Annotated in this window: 12 protein-coding genes; all 12 read left to right on the top strand. The window is 71.6% G+C overall.

Annotated features, from left to right (window positions below):
* Window positions 1–7: 7 nt before the first annotated feature.
* A complete protein-coding gene (locus ABEA93_RS07465) occupies window positions 8–1,720 on the top strand; it encodes a UDP-N-acetylmuramoyl-L-alanyl-D-glutamate--2,6-diaminopimelate ligase (RefSeq protein WP_425584861.1) in 1,713 nt (570 codons plus the stop codon).
* Window positions 1,717–3,129 (top strand): UDP-N-acetylmuramoyl-tripeptide--D-alanyl-D-alanine ligase, encoded by a 1,413-nt coding sequence (locus ABEA93_RS07460; RefSeq protein WP_345674509.1) that lies wholly within the window; start codon window positions 1,717–1,719, stop codon window positions 3,127–3,129. The genes ABEA93_RS07465 and ABEA93_RS07460 overlap by 4 nt, the downstream gene beginning before the upstream one ends.
* Complete coding sequence (mraY, locus tag ABEA93_RS07455; RefSeq protein ID WP_345674508.1) at window positions 3,126–4,190, top strand: phospho-N-acetylmuramoyl-pentapeptide-transferase; 1,065 nt, start codon at window positions 3,126–3,128, stop codon at window positions 4,188–4,190. The genes ABEA93_RS07460 and mraY overlap by 4 nt, the downstream gene beginning before the upstream one ends.
* Entirely contained in the window at window positions 4,187–5,671 is a 1,485-nt protein-coding gene (gene murD, locus ABEA93_RS07450) for a UDP-N-acetylmuramoyl-L-alanine--D-glutamate ligase (protein ID WP_345674507.1), read from the top strand. The genes mraY and murD overlap by 4 nt, the downstream gene beginning before the upstream one ends.
* A 13-nt stretch (window positions 5,672–5,684) precedes the next feature.
* Window positions 5,685–7,028 (top strand): putative lipid II flippase FtsW, encoded by a 1,344-nt coding sequence (gene ftsW, locus ABEA93_RS07445; protein WP_345674506.1) that lies wholly within the window; start codon window positions 5,685–5,687, stop codon window positions 7,026–7,028.
* 5 nt (window positions 7,029–7,033) lie between these two features.
* Window positions 7,034–8,122 carry an undecaprenyldiphospho-muramoylpentapeptide beta-N-acetylglucosaminyltransferase gene (murG, locus tag ABEA93_RS07440; protein WP_345674622.1) on the top strand — a complete coding sequence of 363 codons (1,089 nt, stop codon included), beginning with the start codon at window positions 7,034–7,036 and terminating at the stop codon, window positions 8,120–8,122.
* 91 nt (window positions 8,123–8,213) lie between these two features.
* Entirely contained in the window at window positions 8,214–9,053 is an 840-nt protein-coding gene (locus tag ABEA93_RS07435; RefSeq protein WP_345674505.1) for a cell division protein FtsQ/DivIB, read from the top strand.
* Window positions 9,054–9,384: 331 nt separating this feature from the next.
* Window positions 9,385–10,560, top strand: a complete 1,176-nt coding sequence (ftsZ, locus tag ABEA93_RS07430; RefSeq protein WP_345674504.1) for a cell division protein FtsZ — start codon at window positions 9,385–9,387, stop codon at window positions 10,558–10,560.
* Window positions 10,561–10,706: 146 nt separating this feature from the next.
* Window positions 10,707–11,489 carry a peptidoglycan editing factor PgeF gene (gene pgeF, locus ABEA93_RS07425; RefSeq protein WP_345674503.1) on the top strand — a complete coding sequence of 261 codons (783 nt, stop codon included), beginning with the start codon at window positions 10,707–10,709 and terminating at the stop codon, window positions 11,487–11,489.
* A 24-nt stretch (window positions 11,490–11,513) separates the two neighbouring features.
* On the top strand, window positions 11,514–12,233 hold the full coding sequence (locus ABEA93_RS07420) for a YggS family pyridoxal phosphate-dependent enzyme (RefSeq protein WP_345674502.1): 720 nt from the start codon (window positions 11,514–11,516) through the stop codon (window positions 12,231–12,233).
* A gap of 68 nt (window positions 12,234–12,301) precedes the next feature.
* Window positions 12,302–12,940 carry a cell division protein SepF gene (locus tag ABEA93_RS07415; protein WP_345674501.1) on the top strand — a complete coding sequence of 213 codons (639 nt, stop codon included), beginning with the start codon at window positions 12,302–12,304 and terminating at the stop codon, window positions 12,938–12,940.
* Window positions 12,941–13,021: 81 nt separating this feature from the next.
* The gene (locus tag ABEA93_RS07410) at window positions 13,022–13,306 is read left to right on the top strand and encodes a YggT family protein (protein WP_345674500.1); all 285 of its coding nucleotides are present in this window, start codon (window positions 13,022–13,024) and stop codon (window positions 13,304–13,306) included.
* Window positions 13,307–13,324: the final 18 nt, after the last annotated feature.

Genomic DNA, 13,324 nt, shown 5'->3' with positions numbered 1-13,324 from the left:
GAATCGCATGGCAGAAAAAGCAGGTAGCCTCACGGCCGTGTCCGAACCACTGCCCCGCCGTCCCCGCCTGGTCGCGCCCCGTCCGCTGACCGGCCTGCACGCACTGCTGGGCCTGCCCGCCGAGCCCGCCGCGGCGGCCCCGGACGGCGTCCTGACGGGCGTGACGCACGACTCGCGGGCGGTGCGGCCGGGCGATCTGTACGCGGCGCTGCCCGGCGCGCGGGCGCACGGCGCGGACTTCGCCGCGCAGGCCGCCGAGCGCGGCGCGGCGGCGGTGCTGACCGACCCGGACGGCGCCGAGCGGGTCCGCGCGACCGGGCTGCCGGTGCTCGTGGTGCCCGATCCGCGGGGCCGGCTGGGCGAGGTCGCCGCGTGGGTCTACGGCCATCCGGCGGACAAACTGCTGCTCTTCGGGGTGACCGGCACCAACGGCAAGACCACTACCGCGTACCTGCTCGACGGCGGCCTGCGGTCCGCCGGGCACACCACCGGCCTGGTCGGCACGGTGGAGACGCGCATCGGCGACCTGGTCGAGACGAGCGCGATGACCACGCCGGAGGCCACCGACCTGCAGGCGCTGTTCGCGGCGATGGCCGAGCACGGCGTGACCGCGGCGTCGATGGAGGTGTCCAGCCACGCGCTGGCGCTCGGCCGCGTCGACGGCACGGTGTTCGACATCGCGCTGTTCACCAACCTGAGCCAGGACCACCTCGACTTCCACGGGTCGATGGAGGAGTACTTCCGCGCCAAGGCCGACCTGTTCACGCCGGCCCGGGCGCGCACGGGCGTGGTCGATGTGGACGACGCGTACGGGCGCCGCCTCGCCGCCGAAGCGGGCATCCCCGTCGCGACCGTCTCGCCGACCGGTGCGCCCGACGCCGACTGGCGCGTCGAGGACGCCGAACTCGGTCCCGACGGCAGCCGGTTCCGCCTCGTCGGCCCCGACGGGCAGCACACCAAGGCAGCCGTGCGCCTCCCCGGCCCCTACAACGTCGCCAACGCCGCGCTCGCCGTCGTCGCGCTGACCATGGCCGGCGTGCCGCTCGACGCCGCCGCGGCGGGCGTGGCCGCCGTGCCCGGCGTCCCCGGCCGGATGGAACGCGTCGACGAAGGCCAGCAGTTCGCCGCCATCGTCGACTTCGCGCACACCCCGGACGCGGTCGAGACGGCGCTGCGCGCGCTGCGTGAGGTCACCGACAACCGGCTCTTCGTGGTGCTCGGCTGCGGCGGCGACCGGGACCGCACCAAACGCCCGCTGATGGGCGCCGCCGCTGTGCGTCTGGCCGACGTGGCGGTGCTGACCAGCGACAACCCGCGCTCGGAGGACCCGAACGCGATCCTCGACGCGATGGTCGAAGGTGCCGAGGCGGTGCCGGAACCGCACGGCGAACTGGTGGTCGAACCGGACCGCGCGGTGGCGATCGCGTGGGCGATCCACCAGGCACGGCCCGGCGACGTGGTCGTGGTGGCCGGCAAGGGCCACGAGCAAGGCCAGAAGATCGGGGCCGAAGTCCGGCCGTTCGACGACCGCGTCGAGGTGCGGCGCGCACTGCGCGATCGTTTCGGCTCGGCCACAACCGGCGGTTCGGCCCCCGGGGCGGGCGGCGCCGCCGCCGGGGCCGGTGGGAGGATCGTCGTCGCCGCCCCGACCACCGACCCTGCGGCGAACGCCGGCGCGGCCGACCGCGCCGGTTCGCCGGCCGAGGAGACCCAACAGTGATTCCCACGACACTCGCCGACGCCGCAGCGGCCGTCGGCGGGCGGCTTGCCGGGGGCGCAGACCCCGACGCCCGGATCACCGCCGAGGTGGTCGTCGACTCCCGCAAGGTCACCCCGGGTGCCCTGTTCACCGCGGTCGTCGGCGAGCACGCGGACGGGCACGACTTCGCCGCAGGAGCGGTCCGCGACGGCGCCGTCGCGGTCCTGGCCACCCGCGAGACCGGCGTGCCGTCGATCGTCGTCGACGACGTCGTGGACGCGCTCGGCAAGCTCGCCCGAGCGGTGACCGACCGGCTGCCGGAGACCACCGTCGTCGGCATCACCGGCTCGTCCGGCAAGACCAGCACCAAGGACCTCGTCGCGCAGGTCCTCGCGCGGGCCGGAACCACCATCGCGCCGCCCGGTTCGTTCAACAACGAGATCGGTCTGCCGCTCACCGCCCTGTCCGCCGATCTGACGACCCGTCACCTCGTGTTGGAGATGGGCGCCCGCGGAATCGGGCACATCGCCTACCTGTGCGGCGTCGTCCCGCCGCGCATCGGCGTCGTCCTCAACGTCGGCACCGCGCACCTCGGCGAGTTCGGCGACCAGGCCGCCATCGCCAAGGCCAAGGGCGAGATGGTGGAGAGCCTCCCCGAGGACGGCGTCGCGGTCCTCAACGCCGACGACCCGCTCGTGCGCGCCATGGCCGAACGCACCCGCGCCCGCGTGGTGTTCTTCGGCGAGGGCGCAACTGCGGACATTCGCGCCGAAGACGTGCAGCTCGACGCCGCCGGCCGCGCCTCCTTCACCCTTCGCACACCGGACGGCGATGCGCCGGTGATCTTGCGCCTGTACGGTGAGCACCACGTGTCCAACGCCCTTGCCTGCGCAGCGGTGGCACGCGAGGTCGGCATGGACGTCGTCCAGATCGCGGCGGCTCTCGGCGAAGCCGGGACGCTCTCGCGCTGGCGCATGGAGGTCACCGAGCGCGCGGACGGCGTGACGGTGGTCAACGACGCGTACAACGCCAACCCCGATTCGATGCGCGCCGCGCTCAAGGCGCTCGCCGCCATGGCGGGCGGCCGCCGCACCTGGGCGGTGCTCGGCGAGATGCGCGAACTCGGGGACGCCTCGCTGGCCGAACACGACACGATCGGCCGCCTTGCGGTGCGGCTGAACATCGGCCGCCTCGTGGCGGTAGGGGGCAGGGAAGCCCGATGGATGGACATCGCGGCCAAAAACGAGGGTTCTTGGGGTGAGGAGTCGGTGTTGGTACCCGACACGCAGGCGGCCGTCGACCTGCTGCGGTCCGAGCTACGCCCGGGCGACATCGTGCTGGTGAAGGCGTCTCGCGGCGCCGCACTGGAGCGGGTCGCTCAAGCGCTGCTGGAGGATGACGCGGTGGCCGACGGGGAGGTGCGCCAGTGAGGGCAGTGCTGCTGTCCGGCGGTATCGCCCTGGTGCTGTCGCTCATCGGCACACCGCTCGCGATCCGCATCCTGGTCAAGCGCGGCTACGGCCAGCTGATCCGGGACGACGGCCCGCAGGGCCACCACAGCAAGCGCGGAACGCCGACGATGGGCGGCGCGGTCATCATCCTGGCCGCCCTCCTCGGCTACGCCGGCGCGAAAGCGATCACGCTGGAGCGGCCGAGCGCATCGGCGATCCTGGTGCTGTACCTGATGGCAGGCCTCGGCCTGGTCGGCTTCGTCGACGACTTCATCAAGATCGTCAAACAGCGCAGCCTCGGCCTGCGGGCCAAGGCCAAGCTCGCGGGGCAGTCGTTCGTCGGCATCTCCTTCGCCGTGCTCGCGCTGCAGTTCAAGGACTCGCGCGGGGTCACCCCGGCGTCCACACATCTGTCGTTCGTCACGGATACCGCGCTCGACCTGACACCGGTCGTCTTCGTGATCTGGGCGTACATCCTGATCGCCGGGCACTCCAACGGGGTGAACCTCACCGACGGCCTCGACGGACTCGCGACCGGTGCCTCGGTGATCGTGTTCGGCGCCTATACCTTCATCGGTGTGTGGCAGCACGGACAGAGTTGCGCCTACGTCAGCTCGGCGAGTTCCGCGTGCTACGACGTCCGCGACCCGCTCGACCTGGCGATCGTGGCCGCCGCGATGATGGGCTCCTGCTTCGGCTTCCTGTGGTGGAACACCTCGCCCGCCAAGATCTTCATGGGCGACACCGGTTCGCTCGCCCTCGGCGGCGCGCTCGCCGGCCTGGCGATCTGCACCCAGACCGAGCTGCTCTCCGCGCTCATCGGCGGCCTGTTCCTCATCATCTCGCTGTCCGTGATCATCCAGGTCGGCTTCTTCAAGATGACCGGCAAACGGGTATTCCGCATGGCACCGCTGCAACACCACTTCGAGCTGAAAGGCTGGCCCGAAGTCCTCATCGTCGTCCGCTTCTGGATCATCGCCGGCCTGTGCGTGATCCTCGCGATCGGCATCTTCTACGCAGGCTGGGTGACCGGTAAGTGACGCAAGACCTCCGGCTGTTCACCCACTACGACGCCCCCTGGGGCGAGCTGTCCGTGTGCGTCGCGGGCACCGGGATCACCGGTGCCTCCGTCGTGCGGGCGCTCGCCCCGCTCGGGGCCCGCGTCGTCGTGGTGGACGGCGCCGACACCGACGCCGCGCGCTCCCGCGCGGCCGACCTGGCGGCGCACGGAGCGACCGTCCGCCTCGGCGACGCCGACACCCTCCCCGAGGGTGTCGACGTCGTCGTGACCTCGCCCGGCTGGCGGCCCGAGTCCCCGCTGTTCGCGGCCGCCGCCGCGGCCGGCGTCCCGGTCTGGGGCGACGTCGAACTCGCCTGGCGCATGCGCCCGCGCGAAGGCGCCGCGCCCTGGCTGGCGATCACCGGCACCAACGGCAAGACCACCACGGTCCGGATGCTCGCCAGCATCCTGGACGCCGCGGGGCACCGCGCCGAAGCCGTCGGCAACGTCGGCACCCCCGTCCTCGACGCGGTCCTCGCCCGCGACGAACACGGCGCCCCCGCCTTCGACGTCCTCGCCCTCGAACTGTCCAGCTTCCAGCTGCACTGGCTCGACCCGTGGACCGAAGGCTCCACCGCCGTCCGCATGAAGGCCGCGGCGGTCCTCAACATCGCGCCCGACCACCTCGACTGGCACGGCTCGCCCGAGGCCTACGCGCTGGACAAGGGCCGCATCTTCGCCGGCGCCGAGGTCGCCTGCGTCTACAACCTCGCCGACCCGGCCACCGAGAAGCTCGTCCGCGACGCGGACGTCACCGAAGGCTGCCGAGCCGTCGGCTTCGGCCTCGGCGCTCCCGCGCCCGGCACCTTCGGGCTCGTCGAAGACATCCTCGTCGACCGCGCGTTCGTCCCGGACATGCGCAACGAGGCCGCCGAACTCGGCGCCGCCGCCGACGTCGTGCCGACCGCGCCGCACAACATCGCCAACGCCCTGGCCGCCGCCGCGCTCGCCCGCGCGCACGGCGTCAGCGCCAAGGCCGTCCGCGACGGCCTGCGCGCCTTCCGGCCCGACGCACACCGCATCGCCCACGTCGCCACGGTCGCCGATGTGGACTACATCGACGACTCCAAGGCCACCAACGGCCACGCGGCCGCCGCATCGCTCAACGCCTACGAGTCCATCGTGTGGATCGCGGGCGGCCTCGCCAAGGGCGCCTCGTTCGACGACCTCGTCGTCGGCGCCCGCGAACACCTGCGCGCCGTCGTCCTGTTGGGCGCCGACCGCGCTGTGATCCGCGACGCACTGGCGCGACACGCCCCGGATGTCCCCGTCGCCGAGGTCGCCGAGACGGACACTGGGGCCATGGAACTCGTGGTGCGCAAGGCGGCGGAACTGGCCCGTCCGGGGGACACCGTGCTCCTCGCCCCGGCGTGTGCCTCGATGGACATGTTCAGCAATTACGGCGCCCGCGGCGACGCGTTCGCCGATGCCGTCCACAGGCTCCCCGGCGCCGACTCCTGACGGGCGCGCGCCGATGCCCGGGGGCACCACCGAAGCGCTCAAGCCCGGCCCGCGGCGGGGCGGAACGGGCCCGTCCGGCTCCGCCGACCGCGGCCGGTCCGGGCTCCCCGCCGCCCGCGGCGGGAAAGGCCGCGGCCCGCGCCCGGCCCGCGCCCGGCTGAAGGACGTCAAACGCGCCTTCGACCGGCCGCTCACCTCCTACTACCTGATCCTCGGCTCCGGACTCCTGCTGAGCGTGCTCGGCCTGGTCATGGTGCTGTCCGCGTCGCAGATCTTCTCCCGCGTCACCTACGGCGACTTCAGCGCCGTCTTCCTCAAACAGAGCATCGCCGTCGCCATGGGCCTGCCGCTCATGTGGATCGGCGCCCGCCTGCCGGTACGCACCTACCGCGTGCTCGCCTACCCGCTGCTCATCGCCGCGATCGTGCTGCTCTGCATGGTCCTGGTGCCCGGCGTCGGCATGACCGTCAACGGCAACCGCAACTGGATCAACATCGGCGGCGCCTTCCAGATCCAGCCCTCCGAATTCGCCAAACTCGGCCTCGTGCTGTGGGGCGCCGACCTCCTCACGCGCAAACAGCGCCTCCTCGGCCAATGGCGGCACCTGTTCATCCCGCTCTTCCCCGGCGCGCTCCTGGTCCTCGGCCTGATCATGCTCGGCGGCGACATGGGCACCTCGATGATCATCACCGTGGTCATCCTCGCCCTGCTCTGGGTGGCCGGCGCCCCCGGACGCCTCTTCGTCCTCGCGCTCTCCTCCGCCGCGGTCCTCGCCACCCTCTTCATCCTCATGAAGCCGCACCGCGCGGCCCGCTTCACCGGCTTCCTCGACCCGTTCGCCGACCCGCAAGGCAGCACCCTGCAAGCCGCCCACGGCATCTACGCCCTCTCCACGGGCGGCTTCTTCGGCAGCGGAATCGGAACCAGCTATGAGAAATGGGGCACCCTGCCCGAGGCCCACACCGACTTCATTTTCGCCGTCATCGGGGAGGAATTGGGCCTGGTGGGGACGCTGTCGGTCCTCACCCTCTTCGCGGCTCTAGGCTATGCGGGTATCCGCGTCGCCGGACGGACGAAGGACCCCTTCGTGCGACTGGCCGCGGGGGGCGCCACCGCGTGGATCATGGCCCAGGCCACGATCAACGTCGGTGCGGTGCTCGGCCTCCTGCCGATCGCCGGAGTGCCCTTGCCGTTGGTGTCCTACGGAGGCTCCGCCTTGCTTCCGACCATGTTCGCCGTGGGCATGCTGCTGTCGTTCGCCCGAACCGAACCGGGAGCGGCCAAGCAGCTCGCGGCGCAGGGTCCCGGGGCGGTCCGCCGTGCGTTCGCGCGGGTCCTGCCGCGCAGGGAGCGGTGAAAAAGGTGCATGTCGTCCTCGCCGGCGGGGGAACCGCCGGGCACATCGAGCCGGCCCTCGCCCTCGCTGATGCGCTGAGGCGGGAGAACCCCGATGTGGGCATCACCGCCCTGGGCACCTCCAAGGGCCTGGAGACCAAGCTGGTCCCCGCCCGCGGCTACGAACTGGCGCTCATCCCCGCCGTCCCGCTGCCCCGCAAGCCGACCCCGGAACTCATGACCGTGCCCGGACGCCTGCGCGGCACCATCCGCGAAGCCGCCGCCGTCCTGGAACGCACCAACGCCGCCTGCCTCGTCGGCTTCGGCGGCTACGTCGCCCTCCCCGGCTACCTCGCCGCCAAGCGCGCCGGCGTCCCGATCGTCGTCCACGAAGCCAACGCCCGCCCCGGCCTCGCCAACAAGATCGGCGCCCGGTACACCCGCCATGTCGCCGTCAGCACCCCCGACAGCAAGCTCCGCAACGCCCGCTACATCGGCATCCCGCTGCGCCGCGCCATCGCGACCCTCGACCGCGCCGCCGAGCGCGAGAAGGCCCGCGCGGCGTTCGGCCTCGACCCGGGCCGGCCCACGCTGCTGGTCTTCGGCGGCTCACAGGGCGCCCGGCGCCTCAACGAGACACTCGCCGCGACCGCCGAGCGACTCCTCGCGTCCGGCGTGCAGGTGCTGCACGCCGCCGGACCCAACAACGAGCTGACCATCACACCGCCGCCCGGCGCGCCTCCGTACGTCGTCCTGCCCTACCTGGAGAGGATGGACCTCGCCTACGCGGCCGCCGACATGGTGCTGTGCCGCGCGGGCGCCATGACCTGCGCCGAGCTTTCGGCCGTGGGGCTGCCCGCCGCGTACGTCCCGCTGCCCATCGGCAACGGCGAACAGCGGCTCAACGCCCAGCCCGTGGTCAAGGCCGGCGGCGGCCTGCTGGTCGACGACGCCGACCTGACCCCGGACTGGATCGCGGACCACGTGCTGCCGGTCCTGACCGACCCGCAGCGGCTGTACGCGATGGGCCGCGCCGCCGCCGAGTTCGGCCGCCGGGACGCCGACGAGGCACTGGTCCGCATGGTCCACGAGGCCGTCGCGGCGGCCCACGCCTGACCCGAGAGCCAGTCAGCCCGACCGTCTGACCACCCGACCGTCCGACCCGACCGCGAGACCCGACCGCCCGGCCCGCCGAGGAGCCCGATCCGTGAGCGACAGCCGAACCGCCGAACGCCCGGCACGTCCGCGGCCGTCCGGCGGCGGGCCTGCCGCGCGCGGCGGACTGCTGGGCCGAATCCGTGCGTCGGGCAGGTCCGGCGCGCCGGGACGGCCCGGAAAGGCCGGGAAGCCCGGGAAGCCGGGCAAGCGGAAGTGGACCAACGTCAGGCCGTTGATGATCATCGGCATCGTGGTGTCGCTGTTGGGCGTCGCCTACGCGGTCGTGATGTACTCGCCTCTGTTCGACGCGCGCACGGTCTCCGTGCGCGGCACCGCGCAGCTGACTCCCCAGCAAGTGAAGGACGTTGCCAAGGTTCCGCGCGGGCGGCCACTCGCCCGGGTGGACCTGGACGCGATCCGCCGCCGCATTGCGGCAATTCCGCGCGTCGAGTCGGTCAGTGTCGAACGCGATTGGCCGCACACCGTAGCCATTCGGGTGACGGAACGCCAAGTCGCCTTGCTGCTGCCGGATTCCGGGCGTTTCGCGGAGATCGACAAAAGCGGCGTACGCTTCGGTACGGTGGACGCGGCGCCGCAAGGCGTCCCGATCGTCAACGCCGACCCCGCCGCAGACCAGGAAATGCTGCGCGGAGTGGCGCAGGTCGTCGGGGCGTTGCCGAGCGCCGTCGCCCCCAGGGTCCGCGACATCACGGCGCGGACGAGGGACGACATCGCCATCACTCTGGACGACGGAGTGCTGGTGCTGTGGGGCGGGGCGGAGGATTCTCCGCGCAAGGCCGAGGTGCTCTCGGCACTGATGAAGCACAAGGCGAAGGTGTACGACGTCAGCGTCGCCGAGGCGCCGGCCACCCGGAACAGCCCGTTGTGAGCGGTCGATCCGCACACGATCGGGTGAACGGGGGGACCGGTTGCGGGTGGCGCTTGAGGGGTCCCGCGCGCCCGTGCCAGGTTGGTGCGATAAAAACACCACGGCAAAAAGTAGGGGGGACCGCTCGGCGTGTTCGTTGAACCTGTCCCTTCGGGCACTTAGTGTCCTGCGTAGCCCCAGGTGGACAGCGGTTGCGCGGCAACGCAGGCCTAACTCTATACCTGAGGGTGAGGGTTCGGGGGCTGACAGCCGTCTCCCGGGACTTCCCCCTGTCGGCAATGTCGGCACGTCCAAGGCGTGGCGACCGGAATCGAGGCGAGAGGCCTTCGGCGTGGCAGCACCCCAGAACTACCTCGCAGTCATCAAAGTCGTAGGCATCGGCGGCGGTGGTGTCAACGCCATCAACCGCATGATCGAGGTCGGTCTCAAGGGCGTCGAGTTCATCGCGATCAACACCGATGCCCAGGCGCTCCTCATGAGCGACGCGGACGTGAAGCTCGACGTCGGCCGGGAACTGACCCGCGGCCTCGGCGCCGGCGCCAACCCCGAGGTCGGCCGCAAGGCCGCCGAGGACCACCGCGAGGAGATCGAGGAGGTCCTCAAGGGGGCCGACATGGTCTTCGTCACCGCGGGCGAAGGCGGCGGCACCGGTACCGGCGGCGCGCCGGTCGTGGCGAACATCGCCCGCAACCTCGGCGCCCTGACCATCGGCGTGGTGACGCGCCCGTTCACGTTCGAGGGCCGCCGCCGGGCGAACCAGGCCGAGGACGGCATTGCGCAGCTGCGCGAAGAGGTCGACACCCTCATCGTCATCCCGAACGACCGCCTGCTGTCCATCTCGGACCGCCAGGTCAGCGTCCTCGACGCGTTCCGTTCGGCGGACCAGGTCCTGCTGTCCGGTGTCCAGGGCATCACCGACCTGATCACCACGCCGGGCCTCATCAACCTCGACTTCGCGGACGTCAAGTCCGTGATGTCCGAGGCCGGTTCCGCGCTCATGGGGATCGGCTCGGCGCGCGGCGACGACCGTGCGGTCGCGGCGGCCGAGATGGCGATCTCCAGCCCGCTGCTCGAGGCGTCCATCGACGGCGCCCGCGGCGTGCTGCTGTCCATCTCCGGCGGTTCGGACCTCGGCCTGTTCGAGATCAACGAAGCCGCCCAGCTGGTCAGCGAAGCGGCGCACCCCGAGGCGAACATCATCTTCGGCGCGGTCATCGACGACGCGCTCGGCGACGAGGTCCGGGTGACCGTCATCGCCGCCGGGTTCGACGGCGGGCAGCCGCCGTCGAAGAGCGAGTTGGGCAAGCTCAACCGCCCGCAGCAGCCGCAGCCCCCGGCCGACCCGCAGCCGCAGCAGCAGCAGCGGACTCCGGCGCCCCCCGGCGGCCAGAGCCTGCTCGGCCCGGTCGACTCGCCGCCGGCCTACCCGCCGGGCCCGCGCGCCCCGCTGGTGCCGGAGCCGGTCCGCGAGGACATCGACCTGGACGTCCCGCCGTTCATGAAGTAACGCCCGGCGCCGGGCATTTCCCCAGCCTCCGGAAGGAGGAGCCTCCTTGTCGGGGCGGGGGAGATGCCCGGCGCGGTGCTTTCCCGGGGCGTGCGCGCCCCCCGACCCCCCGGCCCGCTCCGCTCCACCGCCTTTCAGGAGGACCCGTGTTCGCCCACCGCGCGCAGGCCGACGGCGTCGGCTTCGCGTTCACCGACCGGTGGGGCGGGGCCAGTGAAGCGCCCTACGCCGAACTCAACCTCGGCGGGCACGTCGGCGACGACGCCGCGGCGGTCCGGGAGAACCGGGCCCGCGCCGCGGCCGGACTCGGCCTCGACCCGGCGCGCGTGGTGTGGATGAACCAGGTGCACGGCCGCGACGTCGAGGTGGTGGACGGCCCGTGGACCGGCGCGGTTCCGGAGGCGGACGCGGTGGCCACCCGGACTCCGGGACTGGCGCTCGCCGTTCTGGTCGCCGACTGCACCCCCGTCCTGCTCGCCGATCCCGAAGCCGGCGTCGTCGCGGCCGCGCATGCGGGCCGCCCCGGGCTGTTCGCCGGCGTGATCCCGGCCACGGTCGAGGCGATGGTGAAGCTCGGCGCCCGGCCCGACCGGATCGTGGCGAAGACCGGGCCCGCGGTGTGCGGTCCGTGCTACGAAGTGCCCGCGGAGATGCGCGACGAGGTCGCGGGTCGGATCCGGGCGGCCCGGTCGGTCACCCGCGAAGGCACCCCGGCGCTCGACATCGTCGCCGGAGTGTGGGCGCAACTGGCCGACGCGGGCGTGCCGTTCGGTGAGAAATCGCACATCTGTACGCGCGAATCCGCCGATTCCTTCTCGTATCGCCGGGACGGAAAGACCGGGCGCATCGCCGGTTATGTGTGGATCGACGCGAGGGCCGGGTCCGCGGGCGACGCGGCGGCCGACAGCGCCCCGGTGCGCGACCGCTAGACCTTCGTCGGGGACGATAAGCACATGAGTTCGGAACCCGACGCCGCCGCCGAAGCCCGCCGCTCGGACCTGGCCGCCAACCTCGCCGACGTCCGCGCGCGCATCGACGCGGCGTGCGATGCGGCCGGCCGCACCCGCGACTCGGTGACGCTGATCGTGGTGACCAAGACCTATCCCGCATCCGACGTCCGGCTGCTCGCCGGGCTCGGTGTGCGCGAGGTCGGCGAGAACCGCGACCAGGAAGCGGGTCCCAAAGCCGAGGCGTGTGCGGACCTCGATCTGCGGTGGCATTACATCGGGCAATTGCAGACGAACAAGGCGCGCTCGGTGGCCTCGTACGCCGACGTCGTGCAGTCCGTCGACCGGGCTCGGCTGGTCTCCGCGCTCTCCGCCGGCGCGGTGCGGCGCGGCCGCGAACTCGACTGCCTGATCCAGGTCAGCCTCGACGGCGACGCCGCCCGCGGGGGTGCCTTGCCGCAGGACGTTCCGGCTCTCGCCGACACCATCGCGCAGGCTCCCCACCTGCGGCTCGGCGGGCTGATGGCGGTCGCCCCGCTCGGTGCGGAACCGGGTCGGGCTTTCGCGGATTTGGCGGAAATGTCAAGGCGCCTGCGCGAATCGCATCCGGCTGCAACCATGGTGTCCGCCGGGATGAGCAACGACCTCGAAGCCGCCGTCGAGGCCGGGGCGACACATGTACGCATCGGTACTGCGGTGCTCGGAGTCAGGCGCTCGCTCCGGTAGCGTCGCCATGAAGTGGATCGCACGACCCACGGTGACCCACAGCCGATCCACCATGGAGGACCCTGACAATGGCCGGCGCGATGCGCAAGATGGCGGTCTACCTCGGCCTCGTGGAGGACGATGTCTACGAGTACGACGACTACGATGAGGACGACATCGGCTCGGACGGCCGTGCCGATCGAGGCTCCGAACCGCGCCGGCCGCAGCAAGCGCCCGAACAGCCGAGTGCGGCGGAGCGACGCGAGGAGCGGCGGGAGGAACCCCGCGAACGCCGCGACGAGATCCCCCGTTCCGTGCCGGCCCTGCATGTCGAACGCGGCCTGGACCGCAGCCTCGACGAGCATCGGGCCACCGTGTCGACCATGCCCGACCGCCGCCCCGAGAGCAGTGCACCGGTGACCGTACACAAAGTCGTCAGCGAGCGTGAGCCCTACCGCATCACGACGCTGCACCCGCGTACCTACAACGAAGCCCGTACGATCGGTGAGCACTTCCGTGAAGGAACACCGGTCATCATGAACCTGACGGAGATGGAGGACACCGACGCGAAGCGACTTGTCGACTTTGCTGCGGGTCTCGTCTTCGGCCTCCACGGCAGCATCGAGCGGGTGACCCAGAAAGTCTTCCTGCTGTCGCCTGCTAACGTCGACGTGACAGCAGAGGACAAGGCCCGCATCGCAGAGGGCGGGTTCTTCAACCAGAGCTGAAATCCTGGTTGGTGTCAGAGGGGTGCGACCACTGAGGAGAGGGACCGGGTCTTCCGGGAACGCAAATGAGGGGGCAGGAGCATGAGCGTCGTGGGCGAGGTTTTCACCATCGTCCTGTACTGCTTCCTCGGCCTGCTGATCTTCCGTTTGATCATGGACTACGTGTTCCAGTTCGCACGGTCCTACGAGCCTCGCGGGGTCATGGTCGTGCTGTTGGAAGCGACCTACTCCGTCACGGATCCACCGCTGAAGCTGCTGCGCAGGTTCATCCCACCCCTGCGCCTCGGGGGCGTAGCGCTCGACCTGTCCTTCTTCGTACTGATCATCATCGTCTACATCCTGATCTCCGTCGTGGGCAGGCTGTAAGCGGTACGGTCTGTCCGG

The organism is Yinghuangia aomiensis (assembly GCF_039542225.1).
Lineage (GTDB): Bacteria > Actinomycetota > Actinomycetes > Streptomycetales > Streptomycetaceae > Yinghuangia > Yinghuangia aomiensis.
This window is presented reverse-complemented; position numbering and strand designations above follow the sequence as displayed.

Bases quoted from the DNA above. Each gene is read 5' to 3' on its own strand.
- ABEA93_RS07465 (WP_425584861.1), top strand. From the start codon at position 8: ATGGCAGAAAAAGCAGGTAGCCTCACGGCCGTGTCCGAACCACTGCCC.
- ftsW (WP_345674506.1), top strand. From the start codon at position 5,685: ATGCCCGGGGGCACCACCGAAGCGCTCAAGCCCGGCCCGCGGCGGGGC.
- ABEA93_RS07420 (WP_345674502.1), top strand. From the start codon at position 11,514: ATGAGTTCGGAACCCGACGCCGCCGCCGAAGCCCGCCGCTCGGACCTG.
- ABEA93_RS07415 (WP_345674501.1), top strand. From the start codon at position 12,302: ATGGCCGGCGCGATGCGCAAGATGGCGGTCTACCTCGGCCTCGTGGAG.
- ABEA93_RS07410 (WP_345674500.1), top strand. From the start codon at position 13,022: ATGAGCGTCGTGGGCGAGGTTTTCACCATCGTCCTGTACTGCTTCCTC.